Source organism: Pseudomonas nabeulensis (assembly GCF_004682045.1).
GTDB classification, from domain to species: Bacteria; Pseudomonadota; Gammaproteobacteria; order Pseudomonadales; family Pseudomonadaceae; genus Aquipseudomonas; species Aquipseudomonas nabeulensis.
Window position 1 is genome coordinate 20,762 of the sequence record NZ_QUZT01000029.1, and the last position, 17,428, is coordinate 38,189.

At 58.3% G+C, this 17,428-nt stretch carries 15 protein-coding genes and 1 other RNA gene; 7 read left to right on the forward strand and 9 right to left on the reverse strand.

Features of this window, described 5'->3' with window-relative positions; genetic code table 11:
- Positions 1-61 precede the first annotated feature (61 nt).
- From carA to grpE, 5 genes are all read right to left on the reverse strand, one after another.
- Entirely contained in the window at positions 62-1,198 is a 1,137-nt protein-coding gene (gene carA, locus DYL61_RS16195; RefSeq protein ID WP_135309146.1) for a glutamine-hydrolyzing carbamoyl-phosphate synthase small subunit, read from the reverse strand.
- A gap of 259 nt (positions 1,199-1,457) precedes the next feature.
- Entirely contained in the window at positions 1,458-2,264 is an 807-nt protein-coding gene (dapB, locus tag DYL61_RS16200; protein ID WP_135309147.1) for a 4-hydroxy-tetrahydrodipicolinate reductase, read from the reverse strand.
- A gap of 9 nt (positions 2,265-2,273) precedes the next feature.
- Positions 2,274-3,398 (reverse strand): molecular chaperone DnaJ, encoded by a 1,125-nt coding sequence (dnaJ, locus tag DYL61_RS16205; protein ID WP_105698710.1) that lies wholly within the window; start codon positions 3,396-3,398, stop codon positions 2,274-2,276.
- 318 nt (positions 3,399-3,716) lie between these two features.
- Complete coding sequence (gene dnaK / locus DYL61_RS16210; RefSeq protein ID WP_135309148.1) at positions 3,717-5,633, reverse strand: molecular chaperone DnaK; 1,917 nt, start codon at positions 5,631-5,633, stop codon at positions 3,717-3,719.
- Between the two features lie 102 nt (positions 5,634-5,735).
- On the reverse strand, positions 5,736-6,296 hold the full coding sequence (gene grpE, locus DYL61_RS16215; RefSeq protein ID WP_135309149.1) for a nucleotide exchange factor GrpE: 561 nt from the start codon (positions 6,294-6,296) through the stop codon (positions 5,736-5,738).
- A gap of 254 nt (positions 6,297-6,550) precedes the next feature.
- Here grpE and recN point away from each other — a divergent pair, with 254 nt between their 5' ends.
- The gene (gene recN / locus DYL61_RS16220; RefSeq protein WP_135309150.1) at positions 6,551-8,224 is read left to right on the forward strand and encodes a DNA repair protein RecN; all 1,674 of its coding nucleotides are present in this window, start codon (positions 6,551-6,553) and stop codon (positions 8,222-8,224) included.
- Between the two features lie 85 nt (positions 8,225-8,309).
- Here recN and fur read toward each other — a convergent pair whose 3' ends face one another.
- Entirely contained in the window at positions 8,310-8,714 is a 405-nt protein-coding gene (fur, locus tag DYL61_RS16225; RefSeq protein WP_003235066.1) for a ferric iron uptake transcriptional regulator, read from the reverse strand.
- A gap of 98 nt (positions 8,715-8,812) precedes the next feature.
- Here fur and DYL61_RS16230 point away from each other — a divergent pair, with 98 nt between their 5' ends.
- The gene (locus tag DYL61_RS16230) at positions 8,813-9,340 is read left to right on the forward strand and encodes an outer membrane protein assembly factor BamE (protein ID WP_135309151.1); all 528 of its coding nucleotides are present in this window, start codon (positions 8,813-8,815) and stop codon (positions 9,338-9,340) included.
- Positions 9,341-9,401: 61 nt separating this feature from the next.
- Here the strand turns inward: DYL61_RS16230 and DYL61_RS16235 are convergent, their stop codons facing one another.
- Positions 9,402-9,704: an RnfH family protein gene (locus DYL61_RS16235; RefSeq protein ID WP_135309152.1), complete on the reverse strand. Its 303-nt coding sequence runs from the start codon at positions 9,702-9,704 to the stop codon at positions 9,402-9,404.
- Positions 9,697-10,131: a type II toxin-antitoxin system RatA family toxin gene (locus tag DYL61_RS16240; RefSeq protein ID WP_005791512.1), complete on the reverse strand. Its 435-nt coding sequence runs from the start codon at positions 10,129-10,131 to the stop codon at positions 9,697-9,699. Before DYL61_RS16240 ends, DYL61_RS16235 begins: the two co-directional genes overlap by 8 nt.
- A 168-nt stretch (positions 10,132-10,299) precedes the next feature.
- On the opposite strand from DYL61_RS16240, the gene smpB reads away from it, so the two are divergent.
- Complete coding sequence (gene smpB / locus DYL61_RS16245) at positions 10,300-10,782, forward strand: SsrA-binding protein SmpB (protein ID WP_105698704.1); 483 nt, start codon at positions 10,300-10,302, stop codon at positions 10,780-10,782.
- Positions 10,783-10,818: 36 nt separating this feature from the next.
- Here the strand turns inward: smpB and DYL61_RS16250 are convergent, their stop codons facing one another.
- A complete protein-coding gene (locus tag DYL61_RS16250) occupies positions 10,819-11,586 on the reverse strand; it encodes a GntR family transcriptional regulator (RefSeq protein ID WP_135309153.1) in 768 nt (255 codons plus the stop codon).
- A 251-nt stretch (positions 11,587-11,837) separates the two neighbouring features.
- Between DYL61_RS16250 and DYL61_RS16255 the strand changes: the two genes are divergently transcribed.
- The 4 genes from DYL61_RS16255 to ssrA all read left to right on the forward strand — a co-directional run bounded on the left by DYL61_RS16255 (position 11,838) and on the right by ssrA (position 17,328).
- The gene (locus DYL61_RS16255; RefSeq protein WP_135309154.1) at positions 11,838-13,532 is read left to right on the forward strand and encodes a lactate permease LctP family transporter; all 1,695 of its coding nucleotides are present in this window, start codon (positions 11,838-11,840) and stop codon (positions 13,530-13,532) included.
- A gap of 70 nt (positions 13,533-13,602) precedes the next feature.
- Positions 13,603-16,413, forward strand: a complete 2,811-nt coding sequence (locus DYL61_RS16260; protein WP_135309155.1) for an FAD-binding and (Fe-S)-binding domain-containing protein — start codon at positions 13,603-13,605, stop codon at positions 16,411-16,413.
- A 136-nt stretch (positions 16,414-16,549) separates the two neighbouring features.
- Positions 16,550-16,828: a hypothetical protein gene (locus tag DYL61_RS16265; RefSeq protein WP_135309156.1), complete on the forward strand. Its 279-nt coding sequence runs from the start codon at positions 16,550-16,552 to the stop codon at positions 16,826-16,828.
- Positions 16,829-16,931: 103 nt separating this feature from the next.
- Positions 16,932-17,328: a transfer-messenger RNA gene (gene ssrA, locus DYL61_RS16270) on the forward strand.
- Positions 17,329-17,428: the final 100 nt, after the last annotated feature.

Here is a 17,428-nt window from a genome sequence, read left to right on the forward strand (position 1 = left end):
AACAATCTTTGAAGAGCCTGCGGGGGCCACCGAAATTCGGGGCCACCCACAGGCCGCTCACTCAGCGTCGCTTGGCCATCTCATTGATGAAACGGTCGAACAGCGGCGCTACGTCGTTCGGGCCCGGGCTCGCTTCAGGGTGGCCCTGGAAGCTGAACGCGCTCTTGTCGGTGCGCTCGATGCCTTGCAGGGAACCGTCGAACAGCGACTTGTGAATGGCGCGCACATTGCTCGGCAAGGTGGCTTCGTCCACCGCAAAACCGTGGTTTTGGCTGGTGATCATCACAACGCCGGTGTCCAGGTCTTGTACCGGGTGGTTGGCGCCGTGGTGGCCGTGACCCATTTTCAGGGTCTTGGCGCCCGACGCCAGAGCCAGCAGCTGGTGACCAAGGCAGATACCGAAGACCGGGATCTCGGTTTCCAGCACGTCCTTGATCGCCTGGATCGCGTAGTCGCAAGGCTCAGGGTCACCCGGGCCGTTGGACAGGAACACGCCGTCCGGTTGCAGGGCAAGTACGTCGCTGGCCGGGGTTTGCGCCGGCACTACAGTCACACGGCAACCGCGCTCGACCAGCATGCGCAGGATGTTGTATTTCACACCGTAGTCGTAAGCCACAACGTGGTACGGCAGGTCAGCCGCTTCAATGGTCGCATGGCTGTCGGTCTTCAAGTCCCAGACAGTGGAGCGCCACTCGTACTTCTCTTTAACGCTGACGACTTTTGCCAGGTCCATGCCTTTCAGGCCAGGGAAGCCTTGCGCTGCGGCAATCGCCGCCGCTTCGGAGATGTTGTCGCCAACCATGATGCAGCCATTCTGCGAGCCTTTTTCACGCAGGATGCGTGTCAGGCGGCGCGTATCGATACCGGCGATAGCCACAACGTTGTTGGCTTTCAGGTAATCGGACAGCGACATCGTGTTACGCCAGTTGCTCGCAACCAGTGGCAGATCACGAATCACCAGACCGGCTGACCAGACACGATCAGACTCGACATCTTCCGGCGTGGTGCCGGTGTTGCCAATGTGCGGATAGGTCAGGGTGACGATCTGTTGGGCGTAGGAAGGATCGGTAAGGATTTCCTGATAGCCGGTCATGGCAGTGTTAAACACTACCTCTCCAACGGTCTGACCGTCGGCTCCAATGGCTTCGCCGCGAAAAATGCTGCCATCAGCAAGGGCGAGTATGGCTGGCTTAGTCAAGAAGACCTCCCGTAAATAAAGCCTGAAAGGGCGATCGCAGGTTGTAAAAAAGCGGAGTGACGTATGGACACGTCACCCCGCTTGTTCACTGAATTATTCTGCGCGCTTTTAGTGGACACACTAAAGCTGTAGCTTACAGAAAAAGGCTTTTTTGGTCCACCGCTAATGAGCCGAAAAGGCAGGGGAATGCGACAGGGCGTCGCTTAGCGGGTAAAAACGGGGCCTTAGCATAAGCCTGAGGCCCCGTTTTAGCTACTGGTTAGTGCAGATCCAGCACATCGCGCATGTCATACAGGCCCGGCTCGCGACCTTCCAGCCAGAGCGCAGCACGCACTGCGCCCTTGGCGAAGGTCATGCGGCTGGAAGCTTTATGCGTGATCTCCAGGCGCTCACCTTCGGTCGCAAACAGCACCGTGTGATCACCCACAACATCACCACCGCGCACGGTGGCAAAGCCGATGGTGTCACGCGCACGCTCACCGGTATGGCCTTCGCGACCGTACACCGCCACCTTCGACAAATCGCGACCCAACGCATCAGCGATGGCCTCGCCCATACGCAGCGCAGTGCCTGACGGCGCATCGATCTTGTGACGGTGATGAGTCTCGATGATTTCGATATCCGCCTCATCGCCCAGCACACGCGCCGCCAGATCCAGCAGCTTGAGCGACAGGTTCACACCGACACTGAAGTTGGCCGCGAACACGACAGGGATATCCTTGCCCGCCTCCACCAGCAGTTGCTTCTGCTCAGCCGTCAAACCCGTAGTGCCAATCACCATGGCCTTGCCCGCCTTGCGGCAGAAGGCTAGGTTTTTCAGCATCACGTCCGGCAAGGTGAAGTCGATCAGTACGTCGAACTCGTCAGCCACCTGCTCCAGGTTGCCCGACAACGAAACGCCGATACGCCCCAGGGACGCCAGCTCGCCCGCGTCCGCACCGATCAACGTGCTGCCCGGACGAACAATCGCCGCCGTCAGCCCGGAGGCCGGGGAGCGCTGCTGCACCGCCTCGACCAGCGTCTTGCCCATGCGCCCGGCAGCGCCCATTACGGCTATACGTCGCATACTCACTCCTTACAGATCGCCGAAGAAGCGCTTCACACCATCGAAAAAGCCCGTGGTTTTCGGCGAGTGGGAGTTATCGCCTTCCAGCGAGCCGCGGAACTCTTCAAGCAGCTCACGCTGACGACGGTTCAGGTTGACCGGCGTTTCTACCGCCACACGGCACATCAGGTCGCCAGCACCCCCACCGCGCACCGGCGCAACGCCTTTGCCACGGATACGGAATTGTTTGCCGGTCTGAGTCCCTTCCGGGATCTTGAGTTTGACTCGACCATCCAGGGTCGGGATTTCCAGCTCACCACCCAGGGCCGCATCGACAAAGCTGATCGGCACTTCACAGAACAAGTGCTTGCCGTCACGCTGGAAGATCGAGTGCTCGCGCACATTGATCACCACGTACAGATCGCCCGTAGGGCCACCCTGAGTACCCGCCTCACCTTCGCCCGACAGACGAATGCGATCACCGGTATCAACACCCGCCGGCACTTTCACCGACAGCGTCTTGTACTCTTCTACGCGACCTTCGCCGTGGCAGGAGTCGCACGGATCAGAAATGATCTTGCCCTGGCCATGGCAACGCGGGCAGGTCTGCTGCACCGAGAAGAAGCCCTGCTGCATACGCACCTGGCCGATACCGCCACACGTAGGGCAGGTGATCGGCGAAGAGCCTTTCTTGGCACCCGAACCATCGCACGGCTTGCAGTTGACCAGCGTCGGTACGCGGATATTGACGCTGGTGCCGCGTACGGCCTCTTCCAGGTTCAACTCCAGGGTGTAACGCAGATCGCTGCCACGCTGGGCGCCACCACGCTGACCGCCACGGCCACCGCCGAAGAAATCACTGAACACATCGCCGAAAATATCGGAGAAATTCTGACCACCAAAACCGGCACCGCCGCCGCCCATGCTTGGGTCGACACCGGCATGGCCATACTGATCGTAGGCCGCACGCTTGTTGGGATCAGACAAACATTCATAGGCCTCATTGGCCTCTTTGAACAACTCTTCGGATTCTTTGCTATCCGGATTACGGTCCGGGTGGTGCTTCATCGCCAGGCGACGGTAAGCCTTTTTCAGGTCCGCCTCGCTGGAGCCGCGCTCCACACCCAATACTTCGTAATAGTCACGCTTTGCCATAAGTCTTTGCACTCTTGTAGGACGTTCAGCCAGACCCTCCTGAGCCTTGCCAAACTCGTTGAGCCCCAATACAGGCCCGGACCCAACTCACGTCAATTCAACGATCCTGGTCATTACTGCTTTTTAGCCGAGGCTCGGCCAAAAATGCGGTATATATCGCTCGGAAAGCAGGAGCATTCCCGATCACACCGCCAGCATCCGAACGCTGTCGCATGCTGTAAAAATTCGCATACCCCAGACACGCCAACGCGGGAGCAAGCTCCCGCGCGGCGACATCCTACCAGTCACCGCTTGATAGCGGTCAACCGGGCGACCAACTTACTTCTGGTCTTTTACTTCTTCGAACTCGGCATCGACAACGTCGTCGTGCTTGGCTTCAGGCTCTGCCTGTTGCGCAGCACCTTCAGCTGGCTGGCCTTGTTCGGCGTACATTTTCTGAGCAACCGGCGCGGAGACTTTCGACAGTTCCTCAATCTTCGCTTCAATGGCAGCCTTGTCGTCGCCTTTAACGGCGGCTTCCAGGGCAACCACAGCCGCTTCGATTGCGGTCTTCTCTTCGGCAGTCACTTTGTCGCCAGCATCAGCGATCATTTTGCGCGTCGAGTGAACCAGCGCGTCGCCCTGGTTACGGGCACCTGCCAACTCTTCGAACTTCTTGTCCGCTTCGGCGTTGGTTTCCGCGTCACGAATCATCTGTTGAATTTCTTCATCAGACAGACCGGAGTTGGCCTTGATCGTGATCTTCTGCTCTTTGCCAGTAGCCTTGTCTTTCGCGCCGACGTGCAGGATGCCGTTGGCGTCGATGTCGAAGGTCACTTCGATTTGCGGCACGCCACGTGGTGCTGGTGGAATCTCGGCCAGGTCGAACTTGCCCAGGGACTTGTTCTGCGCAGCCTGTTTACGCTCACCTTGCAGCACGTGAATGGTCACAGCGCCCTGGTTGTCATCGGCAGTCGAGAACACTTGCGATTTCTTGGTAGGAATCGTGGTGTTTTTCTCGATCAGCGCAGTCATCACGCCACCCATGGTTTCGATACCCAGGGTCAGCGGGCTGACGTCCAGCAGCAGCACGTCTTTCACGTCACCGGCCAACACCGCGCCCTGGATGGCAGCACCCATGGCAACTGCTTCGTCCGGGTTCACGTCTTTACGTGCTTCCTTGCCGAAGAACTCGGTTACTTTTTGCTGTACCAGCGGCATACGGGTCTGACCGCCGACCAGGATCACGTCGTTGATCGAACCAACGTCGATACCGGCGTCTTTCAGAGCGATACGGCAAGGTTCGATGGTGCGCTGAACCAGGTCTTCAACCAGCGATTCCAACTTGGCGCGAGAGATCTTCACGTTCAAGTGTTTAGGGCCGGTGGCATCTGCAGTGATATACGGCAGGTTCACGTCGGTCGCATTGCTGGACGACAGTTCGATCTTGGCTTTTTCAGCGGCTTCTTTCAGGCGCTGCATCGCCAGCGGGTCACCTTTGAGGTTCATGCCGCTTTCTTTCTTGAATTCGTCGACGAGGTAGTCGATCAGACGAATGTCAAAGTCTTCACCACCCAGGAAGGTGTCGCCGTTAGTGGCCAACACTTCGAACTGATGCTCGCCGTCAACTTCAGCGATCTCGATCACGGAGACGTCGAAGGTACCACCGCCCAAGTCATAAACGATCACCGTGTGGTCGCCTTTGGCCTTGTCCATACCGTAAGCCAGAGCAGCTGCGGTTGGTTCGTTGATGATACGTTTTACGTCCAGGCCCGCGATGCGGCCGGCGTCTTTGGTCGCTTGACGCTGGCTGTCGTTGAAGTAAGCCGGAACAGTGATGACCGCCTCGGTGACGGTTTCACCCAGGTAGTCTTCGGCGGTTTTCTTCATCTTTTTCAAGACTTCAGCCGAAATCTGTGGAGCCGACATTTTCTGGCCATTGACTTCAACCCAGGCGTCACCGTTGTCGGCCTTGGCGATTTTGTAAGGGACCATCTTGATGTCTTTCTGTACGACTTCTTCGTCGAACTTACGACCGATCAGACGCTTTACCGCGTACAGGGTGTTGTGCGGGTTGGTCACAGCTTGGCGCTTGGCCGACTGACCAACAAGAATCTCACCGTCATTGGCGTAAGCAATGATCGACGGCGTAGTACGCGCGCCTTCGGCGTTTTCGATAACTTTGGCTTTGCCGTTTTCCAGAATGGAGACACAGGAGTTGGTGGTCCCCAGGTCGATACCGATAATTTTGCCCATGATTTACTCTCCCGAAACTTGAATTTTGTTGCCGCAGCAGTTGTGGCTAACTGCGGTAGCACTTAAACGCTTGACTTATAGATGGGGGCCTTGCGGCGGATTTCAAGCCTGCTCATCAATAGAAGGCGAAACCGGCGCAGGCGCCTTGCTCACTACAACCATCGCCGGGCGCAGCAAGCGACCGTTCAGCAGATAACCCTTCTGGAACGTCTTCAACACGCTGTTCGGCTCAAGGTCATGGCTTTCTTGCATGGCCATGGCCTGGTGATGCTCAGCATTGAACGGTTCGCCGCCTTGCGGATCGACAGCTTCCAACTGATAACGCTTCAGGGTGTCCTGGAACATTTTCAGGGTCAGCTCGATCCCTTCGCGCATCGGGCGGATGTTTTCGTCGTCCGGATTGGACAGCTCCAGGCCACGCTCCAAGCTGTCGATGATCGGCAGCAGGTCATTGGCGAATTTTTCCAGCGCGAACTTGTGAGCTTTTTCCACATCCTGCTCGGCACGACGGCGGACGTTCTGCAGATCGGCGGCAACACGCAAAGACTGGTCCTGCGCAGCAGCCAACTGCTCTTCGAGCACTTGTACACGAGTCGCCAGTTCATCACCGGCAGCCGAATTGGCGTCTGGAGTTTGCGTATCCTGCGTCTGTTCGTCAGCCATAGATTTCTCCTTTCAAAATCATGCGCGAACTCAACTCGCGCTTCTGTTCCGGTATATGGGGCCACAATTTGCAGGTTCAAGGGCGTAGGCATTACCAAAAGTCTTTCGACTGACCTTCATCAATTCCGCCCTGCTCATTCCTGATTGCGCTTAAAAAAATTCCATTTCAAGCAAATCGAGCTAAACGCCAGGATTGTCAGCCCTGAATAAAACACTGTATAAATAACCAGACCTAAAGCCTGGGAGCGGCCGTCATGCTCGTGCACCTGTCTGTACATAACTACGCCATCGTTGAACATCTGGATCTCGAACTGGATCGCGGGATGAGCGTAATCACAGGCGAAACCGGCGCCGGTAAGTCGATCATGCTCGACGCCCTGGGCCTGACACTGGGCGATCGCGCCGACAGCGGCGTGGTACGCCCGGGCGCAGACAAGGCCGATATCCTGGCCACCTTTGACCTGGCAGACATTCCCGAAGCCGAGGCCTGGCTGGCGGAACGCGATCTTAATAATGAAGGGCCGTGCATCCTGCGCCGGGTGATCACTGCCGAAGGTCGCTCTCGCGGGTATATAAACGGCACACCCTGCCCCCTGGGAGATTTGAAAGCCCTCGGGGAACTGTTGATAGATATTCACAGCCAGCACGAACACCAATCCCTGCTGAAAACCGATACCCACCGCCGCCTGCTGGACGAATATGCCGGCGCCACCGACCTCGCCCGACAGGTTCAACTCGCCGCCCAACGCTGGCGCCAAACCCGCCAGGAACTGGAGCGCCTCTCCAACTCCGGCGATGAACAGCGTGCGCGCCACCAATTGCTCAGCTATCAGCTTGAAGAACTGGAAAGCCTGGGCCTCGGCGAGACCGAGCTGGAACAGCTCGAACAGGAACACAAGAACCTGACCAACGCCGAGACCCTGCTGGGTATCTGCCGCCAAGTCGTGGAGCAATGCAGCGAAAGCGACTCCGGCAATGTGCTCAATGCACTGACCGCCAGTCTTAATCGTTTATCCAGCGTGAACAGCGCCTCCGGCTCGCTGGGCGAAGCGACCACCCTACTCACCAGCGCACAGATCCAAGTAGAAGAAGCCGTTGGCGAGCTGAATCGCTTCCTGGACCATTTCGACGCCGACCCCGCGCGGCTGCAGGAAATAGAAGAGCGTCTGGACACTATTTATACACTGGCACGCAAGCATCGAATCCAGCCGACGGAAGTAGCAACGCTGCAACAGAAACTGCTGGATGAAATCGAAACCCTGAACGCGAACGACGAGTCTATCGAGCGCCTGGGTGATGAGCTCGCCTCCTTCGCGCGCCACTATCAAGAGAAGGCACGCGAACTGAGCGACTTGCGCCAACAGGCAGCCACCAGCCTGGCGAGCGCCGTGGAACTTGAGATTCAACGTTTGGGCATGCCGGGCGGGCGTTTCACTATCGAACTGCGCGCCAACGCCAGCAATGAATTGCAACCCCATGGCCTGGAGCAAGTAGAACTGTTGGTCAGCGCCAACCCGGGACAACCACTAAAAGCGCTGGCAAAAGTAGCGTCGGGCGGTGAACTGTCGCGGATCAGCCTGGCGATCCAGGTGATCACGGCACAAACCTCACGAGTACCCACGCTAGTGTTCGACGAAGTGGATGTCGGCATTGGCGGGCCGACAGCAGAAATTGTTGGCCAACTGCTGCGCCGCTTGGGAGAGCGGGGTCAGGTGCTGACCGTGACCCACCTACCGCAGGTGGCGGCGCAAGGGCATCAACATCTGTTTGTTCATAAGGTGCGTGGCAGTGATGCGACACATACGGCCGTTTCCAAGCTGAACAAGTCGGAACGCGTAGAAGAGGTCGCGCGCATGCTCGGCGGCATCGATTTGACCAAGGAGTCCTTGGCACACGCGAAGAAAATGGTCGTGGCAACGAAGGCCTGACCCGGCAATTTCTTCTTATATAGAAAGCACGAAGGCGACCCTGAGGTCGCCTTCGATCGTTTTGCAGAGCGAATCTGCAGGTTTTTTACTTTTTCTTACGGATGTACAGGACCAGATTATGGTCAACCAAATCGAAACCATGGTCCTCAGCAATCTTGTGCTGCAACGCTTCGATTTCGGGGCTGGTGAACTCGATAACCTCATTGGTATCCAGGTCAACCATGTGGTCGTGATGACCACCATCCGCCAATTCGAACACCGCATGACCGCCGTCGAAATTATGACGAACCACCAGCCCTGCGGCTTCAAACTGGGTCAGCACGCGGTAAACCGTGGCCAGGCCAACGTCCTCGTTAGACTCCATCAGCGCCTTGTAAACATCTTCGGCACTCATGTGGCGCTGCTCAGCAGAATCGAGCATTTGTAGAATCTTGACTCGTGGCAGAGTCACTTTAAGACCGGCTTTGCGTAGTTCGCTATTTTCAACCATGGTTAGCTTTCTCGCGGATGCTGCTTCGCAGCTTCTCTTAATACGGGTATGATCGGCGTTTACGTTGTCCCAGCCAAGATAGTGGAAGTCGCCCACCGATGCAAAACACCAAGCTCTTGCTAACCAGTTTCACCTTTGTGGGACTGCTCGCACTCGCCGGTTGTTCATTCCCCGGGGTTTACAAAATCGACATCCAGCAGGGCAATGTCGTCACGCAGGATATGATAGACCAGTTACGCCCGGGAATGACCCGACGGCAAGTACGGTTTATCATGGGCAACCCCCTGCTGACCGACACTTTCCATGCTGATCGCTGGGATTATCTCTACAGCATCCAACCTGGTGGCGGTGAACGCCAGCAGGAACGCGTCAGTGTCATTTTTAATGGCAACGACCAGCTTGTGAGCCTGTCCGGTGACTTCATGCCCGGCGTAAGCCGTGATGAAGCCTTGCTCGGCAAAGACAACGGCACCAACGTGACTGCGCCCGCGCAGGAAGCCGAGAAGCCAGCGTCTGACGTACCGGCCAAGCCAGGCTCACTGCTCGACAAGATCCAGAAAGACGTCGACGGCGTACAAACTGTGCCAGTCCCGACGCCACAGCCTCTGGACACCAGCCCGCAATAACATTGCGGCGCGCAAAAAAGCCCGGCATGCCGGGCTTTTTGCTATCTATCGTTTGGCCAACCTAAGAGTTCTGCTGCCGAGCCAACGCCGCCTTGGCTGCACGCAGCCGGCGCACCTCTTTAGGGTCTGCCAGCAAGGGCCGGTAGATTTCGATGCGATCACCCGCTTGCACAGCGCGCCGCTCAGCATCCGCGACCACCTTGCCAAATATCCCCAAGGGGCAATCCGCCAGATTCAATTCAGGAAACTGCGCCGCAATCCCCGACGCCTGCACCGCGGCCCGCAAACCCGTTCCCACAGGCACCGTCACCGCCAGCAAAACCTGGCGATCCTCAGCGGCATACACCACTTCGATATCAACCATGCAACTGCTTGGCCCGCTGACAGAACGCATCCACCAAGGTATTGGCAGCCTGATTGAACAAGGGCCCCAAAGTCGCTCGCACAATCGGTCCCGCGTAATCGAACGACAGATCCAGGCTGATCTTGCAGGCCTTGTCAGTCAGCGCCTTGAAGACCCAAACCCCATGCAACTGGGTGAACGGCCCTTCCTGCAGGTTCATTTCGATGGACTTACCCGGCACCAGCACATTGCGCGTAACAAAGTGCTGGCTCAGCCCGCCCTTTGCCACACCCACACTGGCAACCATGTGCTCATCACTGCTTTCCAACACCTCGGCGGTTGAGCACCACGGCAGGAATTCCGGGTAACGCGCCACGTCGTTGACCAGGTCATAGAGCGCCTGTGCCGGATAGGGCAGCAGCGCTGAACGTTGAATATGCGTCGTCATGTGTGCGTTATTTCCACAGCTGAACGGCAAACATCGCGAAAGAACAGCCCAATTCGCGAAAGAAAAAAACCAAAGAACTGCCTACATTGTCCGGGATTCATCCAACACGCTCAAGCACGCAGGTTGACCGTAGCCGACACGCTCGCAACTCCCTATAATGCCGCCCCTATGGCTAAACAAAAGAAACACCCCACAGGGACCATCGCGCAAAATAAAAAGGCGCGACACGATTACTTCATCGAACATCGTTTCGAGGCTGGTCTGGTCCTGGCCGGCTGGGAAGTAAAAAGTCTGCGTGCCAGCAAGCTGCAACTGGTCGACAGCTATGTGCTGCTCAAGGATGGCGAGGCGTGGCTGCTTGGCAGTCATATCACCCCGCTGACCACCGCGAGCACTCACGTGATTGCCGACCCGGTGCGCACGCGCAAGCTGCTGCTCAACGCCCGCGAAATCGAAAAGCTCGCCGCCGCCGTACAGCAGAAGGGCTATGCCTGCGTCTGCCTGTCCTGGTATTGGAGCAAGCACCTGGTCAAGTGCGAAATCGCCTTGGGCAAGGGCAAGAAGGAATACGACAAGCGTGACACCGAGCGCGAGCGCGACTCCAATCGCGAACTGCATCGCGCCGTACGCAACAAAGGCAAGGAAGAATAACCCTTGCCGCGATGTAGCCTTGGGCAACGCCCCTGGCTACATCCCGTTGCGCCGCTCCGCACGCGCCACACGCTGCACCTCTTGGCGCACCTCCTCCAACACTTCCTGCACATACAGCAAATGACGCGTAGACACCTCGCGCGCCTGCTCCGCCCGCCCCTCGATAATGGCCAGGTACAAATCCCGGTGCTGACTGATCAGCATGTCTCGGGTTTCCGTACGTTGCTGGTACATGCCACCAATGTTGGTCACCACGTTGCGCTTGAGTAGATCGAACAAGCCACGAATGGTGTGCAGCAACACCGCGTTATGGCTGGCCTCGGCAATCGCCAAGTGAAAACTCGCGTCCGCCGCGCCCTCTTCCGCCCGACTCACCTCATCGGCACGCGCATAGCAATCCTGCAGCGTTTCGAACGCGGCTCTCAGACGCTCGCGATCAACCTCAGTCGCCCGCAATGCCGCGTAATAGGCGCACGACGCTTCAAGTGTCTGACGAAACTCCAGCAAATCCCGCTGAGCCTCAGGGTTATTTTCCAGAAGATGCAGCAACGGATCACTGAAGGTCGAGCCCAGGGACTCGGCGACATAATTGCCGCCACCCTGACGACTCACCAACAGCCCCTTGGCCGCCAGCTTCTGGATCGCTTCGCGCAACGACGGGCGCGACACACCAAACTGCTCGGCCAACGCCCGCTCGGCCGGCAGACGCTCGCCCGACTTCAGCGTGCCCTCAAGGATCATGCCCTCAAGTTGCTCGACAATATCGTCAGACAAACGGCGCTGACGCACCTGATCAAACCCCATAACCCACTCTCCACCATCCCGACCACTTGCCGGGCCCTCTATTCTCGCCTATCGCAGCACGCGCGACACCTATCAGGACGCGCTCGTTTTACCCAATCAGCGCCGGCCTACGACCAAAGTTTCGCGAGCGGCAAATTGACACATCCCCCTCAAGGCTTTTAACCTAGCCCACAGCGATTGTAAATTGGTATTACCAATTATCCAAATCGACAACGCAGTGCCTGACCAACAACAATTAGGGGCCACCCCATATGCAAACCTGGCAACAGCTCTACAGCCCGCTCGGCAGCCTCGGCCTGTCCGCACTGGCCGCCGTTATCCCGATCGTATTTTTCTTCCTGGCCCTGGCCGTGTTTCGCCTCAAAGGCCACGTTGCCGGCAGCATCACCCTGGCGCTGTCGATCCTGGTGGCGATCTTCGCCTTCCAAATGCCGGTAGATATGGCGCTGGCCGCCGCCGGTTACGGCTTTGCCTATGGTTTGTGGCCCATCGCATGGATCATCGTCGCGGCGGTGTTCCTCTACAAACTCACCGTCAAGAGCGGCCAGTTCGAAATCATCCGCAGCTCCGTCCTGTCAATCACCGACGACCAACGCCTGCAAGTGCTGCTGATTGGCTTCTGCTTTGGCGCCTTCCTCGAAGGTGCAGCCGGTTTCGGCGCCCCGGTGGCGATCACCGCCGCACTGCTGGTCGGTCTGGGGTTCAACCCGCTGTACGCCGCCGGCCTGTGCCTGATCGCCAACACCGCCCCCGTCGCCTTCGGCGCCTTGGGCATCCCGATCATCGTGGCCGGCCAAGTGACAGGCATCGATTCATTCAAGATCGGCGCCATGGCCGGTCGCCAACTGCCGCTGCTGTCCCTGTTCGTACCGTTCTGGCTGGTCTTCATGATGGACGGCCTGCGCGGCGTACGTGAAACCTGGCCCGCTGCACTGGTTGCCGGCCTGAGCTTTGCCGTCACCCAATACTTCACCTCCAATTTCATCGGCCCGGAACTGCCAGACATCACCTCAGCGCTGGCCAGCCTGGTTGCCCTGACCCTATTCCTCAAAGTCTGGCAGCCCAAACGCAGCGCAGGCGCACAAATTGCGGGTGCCACCTCCAGCGCAACGATCACCGCCAGCGCCGGCGGCTTCGGCCAGCCACGCAACACCGTGGCGTCGCCCTACAGCCTGGGGCAGATTTTCAAGGCGTGGTCGCCGTTCCTGATCCTCACCGTGCTGGTCACCATTTGGACTCTCAAGCCATTCAAGGCGATGTTCGTCGCTGGCGGCTCGATGTACAGCTGGGTGTTCAACTTCGCAATTCCGCACCTGGATCAGTTGGTAATCAAAGTTGCCCCCATCGTAACCAACCCCACCGCGATTCCAGCCGTGTTCAAGCTCGACCCGATTTCGGCGACCGGCACCGCGATTTTCTTCTCTGCACTGATCTCCATGCGGATACTGAAGATCGACATCAAAACTGGTCTTACCACTTTAAAAGAGACCTTCTACGAACTGCGCTGGCCGATCCTGTCCATTGGCATGGTGCTGGCGTTCGCCTTTGTCACCAACTACTCCGGCATGTCCTCGACCATGGCCCTGGTATTGGCCGGTACGGGTGCTGCCTTCCCGTTCTTCTCACCGTTCCTGGGCTGGCTGGGTGTTTTCCTGACAGGCTCCGACACTTCGTCCAACGCCCTGTTCAGCTCGCTGCAAGCCACCACCGCGCACCAGATTGGCGTCAACGACACCCTGTTGGTGGCGGCAAACACCAGCGGCGGCGTGACCGGCAAGATGATCTCGCCACAATCCATCGCCGTGGCCTGCGCCGCTACCGGCCTGGTGGGCAAGGAATCCGACCTGTTCCGCTTCACCCTCAAGCACAGCCTGTTCTTTGCCACCATAGTCGGCTTGATCACCCTGGCCCAGGCCTATTGGTTCACCGGTATGCTGGTGCACTGAGACCTGCACGCAATAGAGTAAGAATCGACGCCAGACACCCATGCTGGCGTCAGCTATTTCTGGAGGACCGATGAGCCTGCCTGCTGCTTTCCTGAGCGACGTCGCACAACTGATCCCAAAAGATCGACGCTTCGACGACCCACTTTCCACCCTCGCATTCGGCACCGACGCCAGCTTTTACCGACTGATCCCACAACTGGTGGTCCGCGTAGAGTCGGAAGACGAGGTGGTGTCGTTGCTGCAACTGGCCCAGCGCGACCACGTCCCGGTGACCTTCCGCGCTGCCGGCACCAGTTTGTCCGGGCAAGCCATCAGCGACTCGGTATTGATCGTACTGGGGGACAACTGGAACGGCCGCGAGATTCGCGGGCAAGGTACGCAAATTCGTCTGCAACCTGGCGTCATCGGCGCACAGGCCAACGCATGGCTGGCGCCGTTCGGTCGCAAGATCGGGCCGGACCCGGCGTCGATCAACGCCTGCAAAATCGGCGGCATCGTCGCCAACAACGCCAGCGGCATGTGCTGTGGCACAGCGCAAAACACCTATCACACCCTGGCAGGCATCCGCCTGGTACTCGCCGATGGCAGTCGCCTGGACACCGAAGATGCGGCCAGCGTCGCGGCGTTTCGTCAGCAACACGACGCACTGCTTGAACGCTTGGGCACACTGGGGCGTGAGACGCGGGCCAACGCTGAATTGGCAGCAAGAATCCGCCACAAATACCGCCTGAAAAATACCACCGGCCTGTCACTCAACGCCCTGGTGGATTTCGATGAGCCGCTGGATATCCTCAGCCATCTGCTGGTGGGCTCCGAGGGCACCTTGGGGTTTATCAGCGCCGTCACCTACGACACCGTGGTCGACCACCCGAACAAGGCGTCGGCGCTGATTGTGTTCCCGGACGTTGAGACCTGCTGCAACGCGGTCACAGTGCTGAAAACCCAACCCGTATCAGCCGTTGAGCTACTGGACCGACGCAGCATGCGCTCGGTACAAAACAAACCCGGCATGCCCGCCTTCGTACAACACCTATCGGAAAATGCCTGCGCGCTGCTGATCGAATCTCGCGCCGCTTCACCGTCCTTGCTGCACGAACAGTTGGCGCTGATCATGGCGTCCCTCGCGCACTTCCCGGTGGAAAAGCAGGTCGACTTCACCGAAGACCCGGTCGAGAACGCCCGCCTGTGGGCCATCCGCAAAGACACCTTCCCCGCCGTCGGGGCCGTACGGCAAACCGGCACCACGGTCATCATCGAGGACGTGACGTTTCCGGTCGAGCAATTGGCTATCGGCGTCAACCGCCTGATCGAACTGTTCGATAAACATCACTACGACGAAGCCATCCTTTTCGGACATGCCCTGGAAGGCAATCTGCACTTCGTCTTCACCCAAGGCTTCAACAGCGCGGAAGAAGTCGCACGTTACCAAGCGTTCATGGACGACGTGGCGCAACTGGTGGCGGTGGAATTTGGCGGTTCTTTGAAGGCCGAACACGGCACCGGCCGCAATATGGCACCGTTCGTCGAACTGGAATGGGGCAGCGATGCCTATCAGCTGATGTGGCAGCTCAAGCGCCTGCTGGACCCCAACGGCATTCTCAATCCAGACGTGGTGCTCAGCGAAGACCCGCAGATTCACCTCAAGCACCTCAAACCCTTGCCCGCAGCCGACGAGCTTGTGGATAAGTGCATCGAGTGCGGGTTCTGCGAGCCGGTATGCCCGTCGAAAGGCCTGACACTGAGCCCACGCCAGCGCATCGTGATCTGGCGTGATATCCAGGCGAAAAAACGCGCCGGCATCGACACCACCGAACTGGAAGCCGCCTACCACTATCAAGGCATCGACACCTGCGCCGCCACCGGCCTCTGTGCCCAGCGCTGCCCTGTGGGAATCAATACCGGCGACCTGGTGAAAAAACTGCGCAGCCGCGACGCCAGCCGTACGAAAACGGCCGAATGGCTCGCCACTCATTTCGCCACGGCACTGCAAGGTGCACGGTTTACCCTGCATGTCGCCAATGGCGCGCGCATGCTGCTGGGCGCACCACGGCTGGCGAAGCTGTCGGCCAGCGTGAGCAAACTGTCCAAGGGGCAGATCCCGCAGTGGACCAACGCCATGCCCCAGCCGGAAAAAGCCATTCGCTTCAGCCCACCAGTCACGGATGAACGCCCACGCGTGGTTTACCTGGCCGCCTGCGTCTCACGCGCCATGGGGCCTGCGGCGGACGATAAAGAGCAAATGTCGCTGTACGAAAAAACCCGCAGCCTGCTGGAAAAAGCCGGTTACCAAGTAGTATCACCCGACAACCAGGACAGCCTCTGCTGCGGCCAACCCTTCGCCTCCAAAGGCTATGCCGAACAAGCCGAGCACAAGCGCCAGGAACTGATCGGCGCCCTGCTCCACGCCAGCCGTGGCGGGCTCGACCCGATCTATTGCGACACCAGCCCCTGCACCCTACGCCTGGTGCAGGACTTGGGTGAATCACGCCTGGACCTGTATGACCCCGTGCGATTCATCCGCACACATTTGATGGATCGCCTCGACTTCACGCCCCAGGAAGCGCCCATCGCCGTCCACGTCACCTGTAGCACGCAACACCTGGGAGAAAGCCAGGCCTTGATCGACCTCGCCCGACGCTGCGCCAAAACCGTGGTCATCCCGGAAGGTATCCACTGCTGCGGCTTTGCCGGCGACAAAGGCTTCACCACCCCGGAACTCAACGCCCACTCACTGCGCAGCCTCAAGGACGCGGTGCAATATTGCAGCGAAGGCATCTCCACCAGTCGCACCTGCGAGATCGGCCTGAGCCAACACGGCGGCATCGACTATCACGGACTGGTCTACCTCGTAGACCGAGTAACCCAGGCCCGCGCCCATTAAACCTGCAAAAAAACAGAACCCCTGCGCCCGGGCGTAGTCATCTGCATAGGCCTCGGCGAACGAGGCCCTTCAGTGATGTCGCTGGCAGCCGATTAACGCCAGCAGCGTCGAGCCCTTTTGCGCAAGGAGATACCCTATGAAGCGTTCCGCTCTTGCTGGCTTGTTCATCACCGCTGCGATGCTGGCGTCCCCTGCCTTTGCCGCAGGTGATAAAGACCTGTGCCAAATCAACCTCGACAAAATCAACAACGGCAAAGCCCTGCTCGCCACCGACACCACCGGTAAAAGTGGCGAGATAGACACTGCCGTCTCCCAAGCCAAGGCAGCCCACGCCGCCGGCAATGACAAACAGTGCATCGAGATCACCGCCAAGGCCCTGCAAGACCTGCAAGACCTCGACAAAGGCGGCAAATAACCAGACGGCCGCCCAAGGCCAACCTTCGGGTTGGCCTTCTGTGACGGTTTGGCGTACACTGCACAGGCTTGTCACTCACTAAGAAACAACGAGTTACAAGCACGGGGCCGTTTAGGATTCGACGCCGGTTGCGAAACTTTAGGTGCATGCCGAGTTGGTAACAGAACTCGTAAATCCACTGTTGCAACTTCTTATAGTTGCCAATGACGAAAACTACGGCCAGGAATTCGCTCTCGCTGCGTAAGCAGCCTTAGCCCTGAGCTTCTGGTACCTTCGGGTCCAGCAATCACCAGGGGATGTCTGTAAACCCAAAGTGATTGTCATATAGAACAGAATCGCCGTGCAGTACGTTGTGGACGAAGCGGCTAAAACTTACACAACTCGCCCAAAGCACCCTGCCCTTCGGGTCGCTGAGGGTTAACTTAATAGAAACGGCTAAGCATGTAGTACCGACAGCGGAGTACTGGCGGACGGGGGTTCAAATCCCCCCGGCTCCACCAAACAAGCTATACAAATCAGGCACTTAGCGATTATCGCAAGTGCCTTTTTTGTGTCTGAATGGGTGGTTTTGGCTCGGTTATGCCAGCTTAATGACAGCAT